This window comes from Chitinolyticbacter meiyuanensis, assembly GCF_008033135.1.
Classification (GTDB): Bacteria; Pseudomonadota; Gammaproteobacteria; order Burkholderiales; family Chitinibacteraceae; genus Chitinolyticbacter; species Chitinolyticbacter meiyuanensis.
The window spans coordinates 1,037,163-1,054,275 of record NZ_CP041335.1 but is presented as its reverse complement, the minus strand read 5'-3'; the positions used below and the strand labels follow the sequence as shown (position 1 = coordinate 1,054,275).

Here is a 17,113-nt window from a genome sequence, read left to right as displayed (position 1 = left end):
CCCTATAACGACAAGCCGGGCGACGCCACGTAGATTTTGTGCATAGCAACAACGGAGTTCAGCTATGTGCGGCATCGTCGGTGCGATCTCGGATCGCAATGTGGTTCCCATGCTCCTGGCCGGCCTCGCCCGCCTGGAATACCGTGGCTACGATTCCAGTGGCCTTGCGCTGATCGAACGCTCGGACATGACACGGCTGCGCGTGGCCGGTCGGGTCGCCGAGCTGGCGCAGCGCGGCGGCCAGCTCGCCGGTCGGGTAGGCCTCGCCCACACCCGCTGGGCCACTCACGGCGAGCCTTCCGAAGCCAATGCCCACCCGCACCTTGGCGGCGACAGCGTGCTGATCGTGCACAACGGCATCATCGAGAATCACCGCGAACTGCGCGGAGAGCTCAGCGATCTGGGCTACCGCTTCACCTCGGACACCGACAGCGAAGCAATCGCCCACCTGATCCATCACCAGCTGAAAACCAGCACCGATCTGCTCGGCGCGGTGCGTGCCGCCATGGCCCGGCTGACCGGCGCCTTCGCCATCGGCGTGATCTGCCGTGATTGGCCGGACCGGATGGTCTGCGCCCGCCGTGGCAGCCCGCTAGTGCTGGGCCTGGGTTTCGGCGAACAATTCTTCGCCTCCGACATCGCCGCGTTGCTGCCGGTGACGCAGCGCATGGTCTACCTGGAAGAAGGCGACATCGCCGAGTTGACACGCAGCGAGGTGCAAGTGTTCGATGCGGCCGGCAACCTGGTGAAGCGCAACGCGCGCACCGTCGATGTCTCGGCCGATGCCGCCGAGCTCGGCAGCTATCGCCACTTCATGCAAAAGGAAATCTTCGAGCAGCCCTCCGCCGTCGCCAATACGCTGGCGCGCGCCACCGAGCTGGGCTGCCGCGCGGAGCTGTTCGGCCATGAAGCCGAGGTCGCCTTCGCCGCCGCGCCAGCCATCCGCATTGTTGCCTGCGGCTCCAGCTACCACGCCGGCCTCGTCGCCCGCTACTGGATCGAGGAATGGACCGGGTTGCCGGTCAGCGTCGACATCGCCAGCGAATACCGCTACCGCAAGAGCCACGAACAGGACGGCACGCTGATCGTCGCCATCTCGCAATCGGGCGAAACCGCCGACCTGCTCGCCGCAGTGCGATCAGCCCGCGAACGCGGTGCGGTCAAGATTCTGGCGCTGTGCAACGTACCGCACGCCACGCTGACCCGTGAAGCCGATCTGCTGTTCCTCACCCAGGCCGGCATCGAGATCGGCGTCGCCTCCACCAAGGCATTCCTCACCCAGCTGGTCGGGCTCTACGTGTTCGCTGCCGCGCTGGCACGCACCCGCGGCAGCCTGCCGGAAACCGAACTCACCGCGCTGGGCGACGCGCTGCCAACGTTGCCGCACCAGATCCTCGACACGCTGGCACTCGATGCCGAGATCGACCGCTGGGCGCAGGAGCTGGCGCACTACCAGCATGCGCTGTTCCTTGGCCGCAACACGCTGTACCCGATCGCACTGGAAGGCGCGCTCAAGCTCAAGGAGATCGCCTACATCCATGCCGAGGGCTACGCCGCCGGCGAACTCAAGCATGGCCCACTGGCGCTGGTGGACGAACATATGCCGGTGATCGTGTGCGCCGCCCGAGACGCGCTACTCGACAAGCTGATTTCCAACGTGCACGAGGTCCAGGCACGTGGCGGCAAGGTGTTCGTACTGGCCGAGCCCGGCACCGAGGCCGAGTTCGACGGCGCCCACCGTGTACTCACCGTGCCCGCCGCCCCAGGCCCGCTCTCCCCCATCACCATGACTCTGCCGCTGCAGCTGATTGCCTATCACACCGCCTGCCGCAAGGGCACGGATGTGGACAAGCCGCGCAATCTCGCGAAGTCGGTCACAGTGGAATGAGTCTGTGATCGTTTGATATGTGTTGTTGTTCTGTGCAATCAATGCCGGCTAATGGGTACATTGCGGATGCTATCGTTTGAATTCAGCGCGCGCCGGTAGTGCATAGTGACCACAACGCTGACGCTGTGGATAAAACGACAAGTTTCGTCTTGTTCCGTTGAAAATCCAGCAGGTAATCACCACACCACTGAGCAAACTTACCAACGATCCGCTGGAACAGAGCTTGCTGAGATCGGTTCTCCCGATTTCGAGAATCTGCCATGGCCCTGTTCCGGTGCTCCTTGCTTGCTCTGTTGCTCTCGTTGGCAACGCTTGTGCCTTCTCACGCAGCTGACCTACGCATTGGCTTGGCGGCCGATGTCTCTTCGCTGGACCCGCATTTCGTTAATATCGCGCCAAACATCGCGCTGTCGTCCCACCTATTCGAGGCGCTGACCAGCGTAGACGCCAATGGCAAGCTGCAGCCGGGCCTTGCCGTGAGCTGGAAGGCGATCGATCCGACTACTTGGGAGTTCAAGCTGCGTCGCGGCGTGAAATTCCACGATGGCAGCGAGCTGACGGCCGATGACGTGCTGTTCTCACTCGATAGGCCCGCTACCTTGACCAACAGCCCCGGCCCTTTCACCAGCTACACCAAGCCCATCGTTGCCAAGGAGGCGGTCGATCGCTACACGGTGCGGCTCAAGACCGCCACACCCTACGGCCCGCTACCGCTTGATCTCAACTCCATCTTCATTGTCTCGAAAAAGGCGGTGCAGAATGCGAGTGCGGATGACTTCAACTCTGGCAAGGCCATCGTGGGTACCGGCCCGTTCAAGTTTGGCGGCTTCAAGCGCGGCGAGGCCATCGAGCTGGTGAAGAATCCGCAATACTGGGGCGAGAAACCGGCCTGGGACAAGGTCACCTTCCGCATCCTGACCAGCGATGCGCCGCGCCTGGCCGCGCTGCTGGCGGGAGACGTCGACGCCATCGAGAACATCCCCACCGCCGATATCGCACGGTTGAAGGCCAACCCCAAGTTCACACTGGCGCAGCGCGCATCGTGGCGCACGCTGTTCTGGCATCTGGATCAAGTGCGCGATATCACTCCCGACGTGACCGACAAGGCGGGCAAGCCGCTCGCGAAAAACCCGCTCAAGGACGTGCGCGTGCGCCAGGCGCTCTCCAAAGCGATCAACCGCGAAGCGCTCACCGAGCGCACGCTCGAAGGCTTGGCAACGCCGGCGGCCAACATCGTCTCGCCGGGCATCCTGGGCCACGCCGAGAAGCTCAAGCCCGAAGCGTACGATCCGGAGGGCGCGAAGAAGCTGCTGGCCGCAGCGGGCTATCCGGACGGTTTCCGGCTCACGCTGCATGGCCCCAACAACCGCTACATCAACGATGAGCAGGTGGTACAGACGGTGGCGCAACTGCTGACCCGTGTCGGCATCGATGCCAAGGTGGAAACGCTGCCGCTGTCGGCCTACTTCGGCAAGGCACGCGCCGGCGAATACAGCGTGGCGCTGCTGGGCTGGGGCTCGCTGGCGGGCGATTTCGCGCTGCGTTCACTCGTCGGCACCGTCAACCCCGATACCGGCTGGGGCAGCTGGAACTGGGGCAAGTACAGCAATGCCAAGGTCGACCAGCTGGTGGCCGCATCGCTTGCCGCCACCGAGCCGGCGCAGCGCGAGAAGCTGGCCGAGGAGGCCGCGACGGTGGGGCTGAAGGATTATGCGGTGATCCCCCTCTATCACCAGTACGCCAGCTGGGCGGTGAAGAAAGGCATCCGCTACACGCCGCGCATCGACGAATTCACCTTCGCCTGGCAATTCAGGCCCGAATGAGCGCGGGCCTTGCTTGGTCCGGCGCCATGCCGGGCTGGTCACGCGCGGCGAGCCCATGATCAATTTGATCCTGCGCCGCCTGCTGCAAAGCGCCGTGGTATTGCTGGTGATGTCGCTCTTGGTGTTCATCGCCGTCTACGCGATTGGCGATCCGATCGCGTTGCTGGTCGATCCGCAGGCCGACCAGCGCGATATTGCGCGCGTACGCGCGAGCCTGGGTCTCGATGCGCCGTGGTGGGCGCAGTACGGGCACTTCCTCGCCGCCGCCGGCCGCGGCGATCTGGGGCAGACCTTCACCCACGGCGAGCCGGCGATCCGGCTGGTGCTCGCGCGCATGCCCGCCACGCTGGAATTGGCCAGTGCCGCGCTGCTGATCGCGCTCGTCGCCGGCGTGCCGCTGGGGCTATGGGCAGGGCTGCGCCCGAACAGCCTGTCGGCGCGGCTGGTCAACGGCCTCGCCTTGCTGGGGTTTTCGCTGCCTACATTCTGGGTCGGCATGATGCTGATCATGCTGTTCGCCGTGGGCCTCGGATGGCTGCCCACCGGCGGGCGCGGGCCGACCGAGCCGGTGTTCGGGATGCCGCTGTCGATCACCGGGATTGAAGGCTGGCGCCACCTACTGCTGCCCGCGGTCACGCTGGCGCTGTTCAAGTGGTCCTTGCTTCTCCGGCTGACCGCGGGCGCGACGCGCGAGGCAATGCGGCAGGACTACGTGCGCTTTGCCCGTGCCCGTGGTCTGTTTCCGGCCCGCATCGTCGGCGTGCATGTGTTGAAGAACATCCTGATCCCCATCGTCACGGTCTCCGGGCTGGAGTTCGGCTCGCTGATCGCCTTCGCTGTCGTGACGGAAACCGTGTTTGCCTGGCCCGGCATGGGCAAGCTGTTGATCGATGCCATCGCCGTGCTCGACCGTCCGGTGGTGGTGGCCTACCTCTTGATCACCGTGGCGCTGTTCGTCGCCATCAACCTGGTGGTCGATCTGCTCTATGCCCTGCTCGACCCACGCGTGCGGCTGGGAAGCGCGGCATGAGCCGCAGCGGCTACACGGCACTGATCGCACTGGCGCTGCTGGTCGGCGGCGCCCTCTTCGCCCCTTGGCTCGCACCGCAGAACCCCTACGATCTCGCAGTGCTCGACGTGTTCGACGCGCGCCTGCCACCCGGCAGCGCCGCCTATTCCGGCCAGATGCGCTACTGGCTGGGCACGGACGCCCAGGGGCGCGACATGCTGTCGGCCATGCTCTATGGCTTGCGCATCAGCCTGGTGGTCGGCTTTGCCAGCACCGTGCTCGCGCTGCTGATCGGCATCGTGTTCGGCCTTGTCGCCGCCTGGCGTGGTGGCTGGGTCGACGCGCTGGTGATGCGCATCGTCGATGTGCAACTGTCCTTCCCCGCCATCCTGCTGGCGCTGGTGTTGCTGGCCGTCACCGGGCCGGGCCTTGCGAAGATCGTGCTGGCGCTGGTCGCGGCGCAGTGGGCCTACTACGCCCGGGCAACGCGGGGTGTGGCACTGGTCGAACGCAACAAGGACTACATCGCCGCCGCCCGACTGTTGCGGCTACCAACCTGGCGCGTGCTGGCGCATCACCTGCTGCCCAACTGCCTGCCAACGCTCTTGGTGGTGGCCGCGCTGCAGCTGGCCGCCGCCATTTCGCTGGAGGCCACGCTGTCCTTTCTCGGCGTCGGCCTGCCGGTAACCGAGCCTTCTCTGGGCCTGTTGATCGCGAACGGCTTCCAGTACCTGCTGTCTGGTCGCTACTGGATCAGCGTGTTTCCCGGCGTGCTGCTGGTACTGTTGCTGGTGAGCTGCAATGTGCTGGCAGACGCGTTGCGCCGGCTGGCCGATCCCCGAGAAGCGGTACGGTGACGGTCCTGGCGGTCGAGCAGCTCTCCCTGCGCATCCCCGGTGCGCAGCGCACTGTCTACCCGGTCGACGACGTGAGCTTCGCCATCGCACCCGGTGAGGTGGTGGCGTTGGTCGGCGAATCAGGCTCAGGCAAGACGCTGACGGCGCTGGCGCTGGCCGGGCTCAACGAAGCCGCCGTGCAACGGGTGGGCGGCAGTATACGGTTGCATGGCGAGGAACTCACCGATCTCTCCGAGCGTGCCTTGCGCCGGCTGCGCGGCGCCGCGCTGTCCGTGGTGTTCCAGGACCCGATGGCGACGCTGAACCCGGTGCTGACCATAGGCACGCAACTGACGGAAACCGTGCTGGCGCATCGCCGTGTAGGCCGGCAGGAGGCGCGGCGGCGGGCGGTGTCCGCGCTGCAGGCAGTCGGCCTGCCGGAGCCGGAACTGCGGCTGCGCGCCTATCCGCACCAGTTGTCAGGCGGCATGCGCCAGCGCGTGGCCATCGCCGCCGCGCTGATCAACGAGCCCGCGCTCTTGATCGCCGACGAAGCCACCACCGCACTCGACGTGACGCTGCAGGCGCAGATCCTGGCATTAGTACGCACCCACGGGCATGTACATGGCACGGCGGTGCTGTGGGTGACCCACGATCTGGCAGTCGCAGCCGGTTTCGCCGATCGCGTACTGGTGATGTACGGCGGGCAGTTGATCGAAACCGGCCCCGCCGAACGGGTGCTGCAGCAGCCTGCACACCCCTACACCGCCGCGCTGCTCGCAGCCATTCCATCGCGCACCGAGCCGTGCGCTGAGCTTGTCACGCTGCCCGGCCAGCCACCGGATCTGGCACCGCCGCCACCGGGTTGCCGCTTTCAGACACGTTGCCCGATCGCCCGTGCCGAGTGCGCAGCCGGGCCTGCATTGCATCCGCTGGGCGAAGGGCGGCAGGTGCGCTGCTTCTTTCCACTGGTGATGTCATGAGCCCGCCGCTGTTCGCCGTTGCGGAGCTGGGCTGCGATTTCACGCTGCCTGGCGGCCTGCCATGGCAGCGACGACATATCACCGCGCTCGATGCCGTCACGCTGTCGATCGCGGCGGGCGAAGCCCTGGGCGTGGTGGGGGAATCGGGCAGCGGCAAATCGACGCTGGCGCGCATCGCCACCGGCCTCTTGCCGCCCAGCCGTGGCACGCGCAGCTGGCTGGGCGCAGCTATGCCACCCGGCCCGCATCCGGGCATCCAGATGGTGTTCCAGGATGCGGGCAGCGCGCTCAATCCACGGCTGCGCATCGGCCGGCAGATCGCCGAGGCGCCGCTACTGCATGGTCTCATCGCTGGCAGGCCCGACGATTTCGTCGCCGGAGCGCTCGAACGCGTCGGCCTTGCCGCAGCGCTCGCCAACCGCTACCCGCACCAGCTCTCTGGCGGGCAGCGGGCGCGGGTGGGCATCGCCCGTGCGCTCGCCTTGCGCCCGCAATTGCTGGTGTGCGATGAAGCGACCGCCGCGCTCGACGTGGTGGTCCAGGCGCAGGTGCTGAACCTGCTGCACAGCCTGCGGCGCGAGCTGGGCCTGGCCCTGCTGTTCATCAGCCACGATCTCGCCGTGGTGCGCCATGTGTGCGAACGCGTCGCGGTGATGCAGGCAGGACGGGTGGTGGAAGTCGCACATGCCGACACGCTGTTCTGCACCCCGGCCCACCCGTACACCCACGCGCTGCTGTCTGCGGTTCCCACGCTCAGTTCGTTCGGCTAGCGCCCCCTGCAGCTCGCAACCCGGTGGCCTGATCGGCGCCCTGCCGCAGGCTCACCGGGAATGCGTGCTTTACAACCAAGGATGGCGCGGCGGAAACACACCGTTGAGGTGGTAGTTGCCCACGTGGTGGTACTTCCAGCGCACCGGGTCGTGCAGCGTGTGGGTACGGGCATTGCGCCAGTGGCGATCGAGGTTGAACTGGTTCAGCGTCGAGCGCGTGCCGGCGAGCTCGAACAGCTTGCTGCCGGCGAGCACGGCAGTTTCGGTGCTCAGTACCTTGGCCTCGGCGACGGCGATCGACGCGGCGGCCACATTGGCCTCGGTCGGCTCGGCCTGCGCGAGGTCGATCGCTTCGCCGGCGCGGCGCAACAGTGCATCAGTGGCATGCACGCGGATGGTCAGATCGCCAATCTCGCGAATGATCAGCGGGTCCTCGTAGCCATGCTCGACCTCGCTGTCGATCCATGGGCGGGTGTGCTGGCGCACGAAGGCGATGGTGTCGTTCAGCGCGGCATGGGCGATGCCGGCATCGACGGCGGCCTGGATGATCTGCGCGATCGGGCCCATCACCGTCGGCCGATCGAACGCCAGGTGGTGCGGCAGCACGTATTCGCTGGGAACGAAGATGTTCTCCAGCAGCGTGGTGCCACTCGCGGTGGTGCGCTGGCCGAAGCTCGACCAGTCATCGATCACCGTCAGGCCCTTGCTGCCCTTCTCCACGAAAGCCACCACCGTGTCGTCGTGTTCGTTCTTGGCCACCACCGGCACCCAGTCAGCGAGCAACGCGCCGCTGGAATAGAACTTCTTGCCCGACAGCACGTAACCGCCCTCGGTTGGGATCAAACGTGTCTGCACATCGTTGACGCTGCGGGTGCCGATCTCGGAAAACGCGTTGCCAAAACGCACGCCGTCGAGCACCAGCTTGAAGAAGTGCTGCTTCTGCCAGTCGCTGCCATCGAGCCGCAGCCCCTCGACCATATAGAGATGGTTCTGCGGGATCTGGCCGATGCTGGGATCGGCCTCGGACACGATCTTCACCACTTCGGCCAGCGTCACGTTGGAAACGAAAGCACCGCCGTACTCCTTGGGTACGGTGATGCCCCACAAGCCGCTTTGCGAGTAACGATCGAGCTCGGCACGCGGCAGGCGGCGTTCGGCATCGCGCTGGGCGGCCTCCTGACGGAACTCAGCCGCCAGCTCGCGGGCAATGGCGATCGCCTCGGCATCGTCGCGGATCACATGGGCCTTGGGTCGGGAAGTGGTGGCTGGCGCGCTGGCGTGGGCAAGCTCGGACATGAATGGTGCTCCTCAGTAAAAGAATGCCGCAGCAAAGGTTGCGGTCTACCCAAGCAAATGCACACTTCATGCCATCGATACATCCCGCTGATTTAGAAGGAAAAACCCGTTTACCAGACCGGGGCGGCAGGTGCGATTCGCAACGCACTGCTGCAACGATGCTGCTCAATCAGCACTCTTGCGGCCCACCTTTCACCGTCATGCCCAAATTGCCATGAATTGCTGCGTGAGCAGCAACCCAGCAGCACGCTGCAGCGGGCGCAACATTCGCCGTCCAGCTAAAAAACGAACTAACTGTTTGATTAAAAATCAAAAACAGGATTGGCACGGTTAGTGCTCATAGATTGCCATCATCGGCATCCCGCCAAGAGGACACTATGAGCAAGAAACTGAACGTCGTCGCCGTGACTGGCAGCCTGCAACGACCGTCGCGCACGCTGGCCCTCACCGAGGCCATCCTGGCCCAGTTGGCCGATCGCATCGCGGTGGACATCAAACTGATCGAGCTCGGCGAGATCGGTCCGTCGCTCGCCGGCGCCCTGCGGCGCGACCAGTTGCCGGTAAGCGTGGCCGAGGACATCCGTGCCATCGAGACGGCTGATCTCCTGGTGGTGGCGACCCCCGTCTATCGCGCCTCCTTCACCGGCCTGTTCAAGCACCTGTTCGACTTTGTCCATCACGAAGCACTGACCAATGTGCCAGTGCTGCTCGCTGCCACCGGCGGCAGCGATCGCCACGCACTCGTCATCGATCACCAACTGCGGCCGCTGTTCTCTTTCTTCCAGGCACTGACGTTGCCGATCGGTGTGTATGGCGCTGAGCGCGAGTTCAGCGACTACCGCGTACAGGACACGGCCTTGCAGGCGCGCATCGCCTTGGCGGTGGAACGTGCGCTGCCGCTGCTTTCCCATCGCGAAGCGGCAGTTTCCGCCGCCGTCGCAGCCTGATCCCCCAGCCTTCAACACACAGGAACCACCCCATGAGCCAGATCAAGTTCGCCTACTGGGTACCCAACGTCAGTGGCGGCCTCGTCGTCAGCAAGATCGAACAACGCACCAGCTGGGACATCGACTACAACCGCAAGCTGGCGCAGTTGGCCGAAGCCAATGGCTTTGACTATGCATTGAGCCAGATCCGCTTCACGGCGGGCTACGGCGCAGAGTTCCAGCATGAGCCGGTGGCGTTCTCGCACGCGCTGCTCGCCGCCACCACCACGCTCAAGGTGATCGCAGCCCTCCTGCCCGGACCGTGGAACCCGGCCGTCGCCGCCAAGCAGATCGCCACCATTGACCAGCTCAGTGGCGGACGTGTTGCGGTCAACGTCGTTTCGGGCTGGTTCAAGGGCGAGTTCCAGGCCATTGGCGAGCCGTGGCTGGAACACGACGAGCGCTATCGCCGCTCGGAGGAATTCATCCGTGCGCTCAAGGGCATCTGGACCACCGACAATTTCAGTTTCCGCGGCGACTTCTACCGCTTTTCCGACTACACGCTCAAGCCCAAGCCGCTGCAGCAACCGCATCCGGAAATCTTCCAGGGCGGCAGTTCGCGTGCCGCACGCGACATGGCTGCGCGCGTTTCCGACTGGTACTTCACCAACGGCAATACCGTCGAAGGGATCAAGGCGCAGATCGACGATATCCGCGCCAAGGCAGCCGCCAACAATCACAGCGTCAAGGTCGGCGTGAACGCCTTCGTCATCGCCCGCGAAACCGAGGAAGAAGCGCGCGCTGTGCTGGCCGAGATCATCGAAAAAGCCGATCCGGAAGCGGTGAACGCCTTCGGCGACGCGGTGAAGCAGGCCGGCCGTGCCAGCCCCGAGGGCGAGGGCAACTGGGCCAAATCGACCTTCGAAGACCTGGTGCAGTACAACGACGGCTTCAAGACCAACCTGATCGGCACGCCGCGCCAGATCGCCGAACGCATCGTTGCGCTGAAGGCGGTGGGCGTGGACCTGATCCTGACGGGCTTCCTGCACTATCACGAGGAAGTGGTCTACTTCGGTCAGCATGTGCTGCCGCTGGTGCGCGAGCTGGAAGCGCAGCAGGTGGCCGAAACCGTGGCGGCCTGATCCGCATGCACCACACCGCCCCTAACACCCTGCCAGAGCAGTTACTTGTCCAGACGCGGCAACGCAGCGGCGAGATTGCCCTGCGCCACAAGCGGCTCGGCATCTGGCAGGCGCGCCGCTGGCGCGAACTGGCCGATGAAACGGCTCGCCTCGCGGCGGCGCTCGCCACAGCCGGCTTCGGCGCAGGCGACGCGCTGGTGCTGCTGACGCAGCCGCGCCCGGAGGCGCTGCTGCTGTCGCTGGCTGCGCAATGGCTGGGGGGCGTGGCGGTGCCGCTGGCCCCGGACTTGCCGGATGCCGAACTGCACGCCGTGCTGCAGCAGCTGTCGCCACACTACCTGTTTGCCGAAGACGAAACCCAGTGGCAACGCGTGAACCACGGCGCTTACCGGCTCGCCATCTATGGCGATGCACGGGGACTGAATGGCATCGCCGGCTGGACCGCCTATGCGGAGCTCCACGGCGACGCTGCGCCGGCCGAACCGCAGGCACGCTCCGCGCAACCGGCCTTCGCCTTCTACCGGGTGCAGCCCGGGGGGAACATCGAGCGCCAGGCCATCAGCCATGCCGAGCTGCTGCAGGAAGGCGTGCGTCTCGTCACCGCGGAGGGATTGACCGAGCACGAGGAAGCATTGGCGGCCCGCGCCTTCGCCGCTGGCGGGCAGGCGCGCTACCTGCTGGCGCCGTGGCTGCTGGCAGGGTTCCGCCTCAACTTCCCGGAAAGCACCGCCACGCGCGACCAGGATCGGCGCGAACTCGGCCCCACGCTGGTGGCCGGCACGCGCGAAACCTGGGGGCGGCTCGCCGATCAGGTGCAGCAACGCTTGCCGCTTCCAGGCTCGTTGCGCCGCTGGCTGGTCGATGCGGCACTTACGCCGCCACGCAGCTGGCATGGCCGACTCTGGCACGGCATTGCCGGGCATTGGCTGGTGCGCCGGCCACTGCGCGATGTACTGGGGCTCACCCGCACGCGGGTGCCGTTACTGGTTGGCGACCCGCTGACCGAGCCTGCCGCCCGCCTGCTAACGCAACTCGGGGTGGTCGTGCGCGGTTGGCCGGACCCGGCGCAATGGCATGGCACCACCGGCCCCGCCGTCCACATCACCGGCTGGCAGGCGCCCGATTACGGTGCGGCGCTGCCGCAACCCGGTTGAGGAACCGCACATGACCGAGATTTCATCCCCGCTGCTGCGCCTGGAGGGCATTTCGCTCTCGTTCAAGGGCGTGAAGGCGATCGGCGACATCAGCTTCGATGTGGCGCGCGGCCGCATCACCGCGTTGATCGGCCCCAACGGGGCCGGCAAGAGCTCACTGCTCAACGTGATCAATGGCGTGTACCGGCCGCAGGCCGGGCGCATCGTATTCGACGGCGAAGTGCGCCAGCGCATGGACCCGCATCGCGCGGCAGTGCGCGGCATTGCCCGCACCTTTCAGAACATCGCCCTGTTCAAGGGCATGAGCGTGCTCGACAACGTACTGACCGGCCGCAACCTGAAGCGCCGCAGCAGCTGGCTGGAGCAGGCGCTGCGCATCGGCCGCGCGCCGGCCGAGGACGATGCGCAACGGCAGCGTGCTGAGGAAGTGATCGCTTTCCTGCACCTGCAACCATGGCGGCACACGCTGGTGAGCAAGCTACCCTACGGCCTGCAAAAGCGCGTGGAACTCGCGCGGGCCTTGGCGGCCGAGCCCAAGCTGCTGCTGCTCGACGAGCCGATGGCCGGGATGAATGCCGAGGAAAAACGCGAGATGAGCCGCTTCATCGCCGACGTCAACCGCGAGTTCGGCACCACGGTGGTGTTGATCGAGCACGACATCGGCGTGGTGATGAACCTGTCCGACCACGTGGTGGTGCTCGATTACGGCCGCAAGATCGGCGACGGCCCGCCCGACGCGGTGCGCCGCAACCCCGAGGTGATTGCCGCGTACCTGGGTACGCGCCACTAGGAGCCACTGACAAAACCCTCCTGGCCGCGTCGCGCGAACTTGCCGTACTACACGTACTGTCTGCGACCGAAGGAAGTCCGGTTTATCGCCGTTCAGGACGTTTCGCGCTTCTTGCCAGACCGCTTCGCTGGGTTTTGTCAGCGGCTCCAACCCCGCCGGTTTCCCCTGCCCCGACCGCATCCATGCGGCCGGCAGGGCCCGGCTTGCCTGGAGCAACGCATGGATTTCTTTTTCGAAGTACTGACCGGTGGCCTGTTGGCCGGGGTGATGTATTCGCTGGTCGCCATCGGTTTCGTGCTGATCTACAAGGCCTCGGGCGTGTTCAATTTCGCCCAGGGCGCGATGGTGCTGTTCGCCGCGCTGACCTTCGTCAGCCTCCTCGAGCGCGGCGTGCCGTTCTGGGCCGCATTCGCTTTGACGCTCGCGGCGATGGTGGCGCTGGCGCTGCTGATCGAGCGCGCCGTACTCCGCCCACTGGTGAACCGCTCGCCGATCACCCTCTTTATGGCCACGCTGGGTCTCTCCTACGTGATCGAAGGCGCGGCGCAGGCGTTGTGGGGCGCGCAGGTGCACGGGCTGGATCTGGGCATCGCCGACGAGCCGCTGGAGCTGGGCGGCATGCTGCTGTCGCAGTTCGACCTGTTCGCCGCCGGCACCGCCGCGTTGCTGGTCGCCATGCTGTCCTTTCTGTTCAACCGCACCCGGCTCGGCCTGTCGCTGCGTGCGGTGGCCGATGATGCGCTCGGCGCGCTCGCGATCGGTATCCGCCTGCCGCGCATCTGGGCCGTGGTCTGGGCAGTGGCAGGGTTCGTTGGCCTCGTGGCGGGCCTCTTGTGGGGCGCCCGGCTGGGCGTGCAGTTCTCGCTCTCGCTGGTAGTGCTCAAAGCCTTGCCGGTGCTGATCATCGGCGGCTTTACCTCCATGACCGGCGCCATCGTCGGCGGCCTGATCGTCGGTGCCGGCGAAAAGCTGGCCGAGGTCTATCTCGGGCCGCTGGTGGGCGGTGGCATCGAGAACTGGTTCCCCTATGCGCTGGCGCTGCTGTTCCTGTTGGTGCGGCCAGCCGGCCTCTTTGGCGAGCGCGCCATCGAACGGGTCTGACCCAACAAGACCAAGACATCGGAGCCCACCATGTTCTACACCGAAGCCGGCCAGTTCAGCAGCCACTATCGCGCCGATCGCCGCCTGTTCCGTTTGCGGCAGGATCGCTATGCGCTCTACGCGCTGCTGTTGTTCGCGTTCGCCGTCGTCCCCTTCATTGGCTCGGACTACTGGCTGAACGCCATCCTCATTCCCTTCCTGGTGCTGTCGCTCGCCGGATTGGGGCTCAACCTGCTGACTGGCTATGCCGGGCAGCTCTCGCTGGGTTCGGCCGCCTTCATGGCCGTCGGTGCCTTCGCCACCTACAACTTGGAACTACGCGTGCCGGAGCTGCCCTTGCTCGCCAGCATCGCGCTCGGCGGCGTGTTCGCCGCAGCCGCCTCGGTGCTGTTCGGCCTGCCCAGCCTGCGCATCAAGGGCTTCTACCTGCTGGTGTCGACACTGGCTGCCCAGTTCTTCGTGCAATGGCTGTTCACCAAGGTGAGCTGGTTCTCCAACGACAACGCCTCCGGCGTGATCACCGCACCGCCGCTGCAGATCGCCGGCCACGATCTCTCCAGCCCGGCCGGGCGCTACCTGCTGACGCTGGGCTTCGTGGTGGCGCTCACACTGCTGGCGCGCAACGTGGTGAAGAGCGAGCTGGGCCGCAACTGGATGGCGGTGCGCGACATGGATACCGCCGCCGCGGTGATCGGCATTCCGCTGGCGCGCACCAAGCTGCTGGCGTTTGCCCTGAGCGGCTTCATCCTCGGCGTGGCCGGTGCGCTGTGGGCGTTCACTTATCTCGGCACCGTGGAGCCGCATGGATTCGACCTCAGCCGCTCGTTCCAAGTGCTGTTCATCATCATCATCGGTGGTCTCGGCAGCATCGCCGGCAACTTCCTCGGCGCGGCCTTCATCGTGCTGCTGCCCATAGCCCTATCTCTCCTCTCCGGCCTGCTGCCACCCGGCGTGATCGACGCGGGCCAGTTGGAGAACCTGCAGAAGATCGTGTTCGGCCTGCTGATCATCGGCTTTCTGATCAAGGAGCCGGAAGGGCTTGCCCGGCTCTGGCAACAGTTGCGCGAGCGGGCTCGCGTCTGGCCGCTCCGCTACTGAGCGCGGCCATCCAATCCATTTCCCCCCAAAGCATCAGCCGCGTCACAGCGGCAACCTCAACCACAGGGAGTATCACCATGAAGCACGCCACCTTCCGCCGCCTCGCGGCACTGCTCGCCGCGGGCCTGCTCGCGACCTCCGCGCACGCCGCCAACGAGCAATACTTCCCGCTGCAAAGCTACCGCGTCGGCCCCTACGCCGCCGGCGGCACCGGCTTCTTCGGCGGGTTCATCGATTACCTGCAGTACGTCAACGCCAAGGGCGGGGTGAACGGCGTCAAGCTCACCTGGAGCGAGTGCGAGACCGAATACGTGGTCGAGAAAGGCGTCGAGTGCTACGAGCGGCTGAAGAAGGGCCTGAACGGCGCGCCGGCCGCCGCCACCAATCCGCTGTCGGTGGGCATCGCCTACGCCACGCTCGATCGCTCCACCGCCGACAAGCTGCCGCTGATCACCATCAACCACGGCCGCACCGACTCCACCGACGGCAGCGTGTTCCCCTACGTGTTCCCGCTGCAGCTCAACCCGTATTCCGAGGTGTCGGCCATCGTGAACTACATCGGCCAGAAATCGGGCGGGCTGGACAAGCTCAAAGGCAAGAAGATCGTCACGCTGTTCCACGGCTCGCCCTACGGCAAGGAGACCAACCCCATCCTGGAGCTGCTGGCCAAGAAATACGGCTTCGAGCTGACTTTGCTGGAAGTGCCGCACCCCGGCAACGAGCAGCAATCGCAGTGGCTCAACATCCGCCGCATCAAACCGGACTGGGTGATCCTGCGCGGCTGGGGCGTGATGAACCCGGTGGCGCTCAAGACGGCCAAGAAGACCGGTTTCCCGGTCGATCACATCATCGGCAACATCTGGAGCAATTCCGAGGATGACGCCGCACCGGCCGGCGACGCCGCCAAGGGCTACATCTCGATCACCACCCACCCATCGGGCACGCAGTTCCCGGTGTTGCAGGACATCAAGAAGACGGTGATCGACGCGGGCAAGGGCAACCTCGCCGATCCCAAGCGCTTCGGCAACGTCTACTACAACCTCGGCGTGGTCAACGGCATCCTCAATGTCGAGGCCGTACGCTTGGCACAAGCCAAGTTCGGCAAAAAGCCGCTCACCGGCGAGCAGGTGCGCTGGGGCTTCGAGCACCTGAACCTGGACGACAAGCGCCTGAAGGAACTCGGCGCCTATGGTCTGGTGCAGCCGCTCAAGCTGTCTTGCGCCGACCACGAAGGCGGCGGCGCGGTGCGCTTCCAGCAATGGGACGGCGCCAAGTGGAACGTGATCTCCGACTGGGTGCAGGCCGACCGCAAGCTGCTGCGGCCCATCATCGAGGAATCGTCGAAGAAGTACGCGAAAGAGAAAGGCATCACCCCCCGCGATTGCAGCAAGGAAAGCTGAGCATCGGCTGATCGTTCTTTCGCGGCAGCAGCGAGCCGGGAAAGATCGACATCGGATGCTTGAGCCCCCCACGGCGGGCCGCGACGCGGCCCGCCTTTTTCACCCCTGGAGCAAGACATGCCCCTGCTCGAACTGGAACAGATCGAAGTCATCTACGAGAACGTGATCCTTGCCGTGCGCGGCGTGTCGCTCTCGGTGGAGCAAGGCCGGATTGTGGCGCTGCTGGGCGCCAACGGCGCCGGCAAGAGCACCACGCTCAAGGCCATATCCGGCCTCGTGCGCGCCGAGCGTGGCGAAGTGGTGCGCGGCTGGGTGCGCCTCGCCGGCGAAGACATCACCGGCGCCGACCCGGCTCGGCTCGCCGCCACTGGCCTGGTACAGGTGCTGGAAGGCCGCCATTGCTTCGGCCATCTCACGGTCGAGGACAACCTGCGCACCGGTGCCTTTCTGCGGCGGCCATCACGCGGCGAGTTGTCAGCCGACCTGGAACGTATCTACCAGCACTTTCCGCGTCTCAAGACACGGCGGCGTAGCCTCGCCGGTTACACCTCGGGCGGTGAGCAGCAGATGATCGCCATCGGCCGCGCACTGATGGCCAAGCCGCGCCTGGTGTTGCTGGACGAGCCGTCAATGGGCTTGGCGCCGCAGATCGTCGAGGAAATCTTCGAGATCGTGCACACGCTGAACCGCGACGAGGGCGTGAGCTTTCTGCTCGCCGAGCAGAACGCCGCCGTCGCGCTACGCTATGCCGACTATGGCTACGTGCTGGAAAACGGCGTGATCGCGGCACACGACAGCGCCGAGGCACTGGCCGCACACCAGGATCTGCACGCCTTCTACCTGGGTGGTGCCCAAGCCGCATGACGTACACGGGCGGCCTTGCCGCCGCCCGTTCCT

The 17,113-nt window shown here is 65.7% G+C and carries 15 protein-coding genes; 14 read left to right on the top strand and 1 reads right to left on the bottom strand.

Going from position 1 to position 17,113, the window contains the following annotated elements:
• Positions 1-64 precede the first annotated feature (64 nt).
• The 6 genes from glmS to FLM21_RS05010 all read left to right on the top strand — a co-directional run bounded on the left by glmS (position 65) and on the right by FLM21_RS05010 (position 7,309).
• A complete protein-coding gene (gene glmS, locus FLM21_RS05035; RefSeq protein ID WP_148714520.1) occupies positions 65-1,888 on the top strand; it encodes a glutamine--fructose-6-phosphate transaminase (isomerizing) in 1,824 nt (607 codons plus the stop codon).
• Positions 1,889-2,202: 314 nt separating this feature from the next.
• Entirely contained in the window at positions 2,203-3,711 is a 1,509-nt protein-coding gene (locus tag FLM21_RS05030) for an ABC transporter substrate-binding protein (RefSeq protein WP_222846778.1), read from the top strand.
• Between the two features lie 55 nt (positions 3,712-3,766).
• Positions 3,767-4,741, top strand: a complete 975-nt coding sequence (locus FLM21_RS05025; protein WP_148714518.1) for an ABC transporter permease — start codon at positions 3,767-3,769, stop codon at positions 4,739-4,741.
• Positions 4,738-5,577, top strand: a complete 840-nt coding sequence (locus tag FLM21_RS05020; RefSeq protein ID WP_148714517.1) for an ABC transporter permease — start codon at positions 4,738-4,740, stop codon at positions 5,575-5,577. Before FLM21_RS05025 ends, FLM21_RS05020 begins: the two co-directional genes overlap by 4 nt.
• A complete protein-coding gene (locus tag FLM21_RS05015) occupies positions 5,574-6,539 on the top strand; it encodes an ABC transporter ATP-binding protein (RefSeq protein ID WP_187360098.1) in 966 nt (321 codons plus the stop codon). The genes FLM21_RS05020 and FLM21_RS05015 overlap by 4 nt, the downstream gene beginning before the upstream one ends.
• Entirely contained in the window at positions 6,536-7,309 is a 774-nt protein-coding gene (locus FLM21_RS05010; protein ID WP_148714515.1) for an ATP-binding cassette domain-containing protein, read from the top strand. Before FLM21_RS05015 ends, FLM21_RS05010 begins: the two co-directional genes overlap by 4 nt.
• A gap of 69 nt (positions 7,310-7,378) precedes the next feature.
• Here the strand turns inward: FLM21_RS05010 and FLM21_RS05005 are convergent, their stop codons facing one another.
• Positions 7,379-8,605 carry an SfnB family sulfur acquisition oxidoreductase gene (locus FLM21_RS05005; protein ID WP_148714514.1) on the bottom strand — a complete coding sequence of 409 codons (1,227 nt, stop codon included), beginning with the start codon at positions 8,603-8,605 and terminating at the stop codon, positions 7,379-7,381.
• Positions 8,606-8,982: 377 nt separating this feature from the next.
• On the opposite strand from FLM21_RS05005, the gene msuE reads away from it, so the two are divergent.
• The 8 genes from msuE (at position 8,983) to FLM21_RS04965 (ending at position 17,080) form a co-directional block, all read left to right on the top strand.
• A complete protein-coding gene (msuE, locus tag FLM21_RS05000) occupies positions 8,983-9,552 on the top strand; it encodes an FMN reductase (RefSeq protein ID WP_148714513.1) in 570 nt (189 codons plus the stop codon).
• 32 nt (positions 9,553-9,584) lie between these two features.
• Positions 9,585-10,673 (top strand): dimethylsulfone monooxygenase SfnG, encoded by a 1,089-nt coding sequence (gene sfnG, locus FLM21_RS04995; RefSeq protein ID WP_148714512.1) that lies wholly within the window; start codon positions 9,585-9,587, stop codon positions 10,671-10,673.
• A 5-nt stretch (positions 10,674-10,678) separates the two neighbouring features.
• The gene (locus FLM21_RS04990) at positions 10,679-11,827 is read left to right on the top strand and encodes an AMP-binding protein (RefSeq protein WP_148714511.1); all 1,149 of its coding nucleotides are present in this window, start codon (positions 10,679-10,681) and stop codon (positions 11,825-11,827) included.
• 10 nt (positions 11,828-11,837) lie between these two features.
• Positions 11,838-12,617, top strand: a complete 780-nt coding sequence (locus tag FLM21_RS04985) for an ABC transporter ATP-binding protein (protein ID WP_148714510.1) — start codon at positions 11,838-11,840, stop codon at positions 12,615-12,617.
• A 219-nt stretch (positions 12,618-12,836) separates the two neighbouring features.
• Positions 12,837-13,718 carry a branched-chain amino acid ABC transporter permease gene (locus FLM21_RS04980; protein ID WP_148714509.1) on the top strand — a complete coding sequence of 294 codons (882 nt, stop codon included), beginning with the start codon at positions 12,837-12,839 and terminating at the stop codon, positions 13,716-13,718.
• Positions 13,719-13,748: 30 nt separating this feature from the next.
• Positions 13,749-14,816, top strand: coding sequence for a branched-chain amino acid ABC transporter permease (locus FLM21_RS04975; RefSeq protein WP_148714508.1), 1,068 nt, complete (start codon positions 13,749-13,751; stop codon positions 14,814-14,816).
• A gap of 77 nt (positions 14,817-14,893) precedes the next feature.
• Positions 14,894-16,216: an ABC transporter substrate-binding protein gene (locus tag FLM21_RS04970; RefSeq protein ID WP_148714507.1), complete on the top strand. Its 1,323-nt coding sequence runs from the start codon at positions 14,894-14,896 to the stop codon at positions 16,214-16,216.
• Positions 16,217-16,333: 117 nt separating this feature from the next.
• Positions 16,334-17,080 (top strand): ABC transporter ATP-binding protein, encoded by a 747-nt coding sequence (locus tag FLM21_RS04965; protein WP_148714506.1) that lies wholly within the window; start codon positions 16,334-16,336, stop codon positions 17,078-17,080.
• The last annotated feature ends 33 nt before the right edge of the window (positions 17,081-17,113 follow it).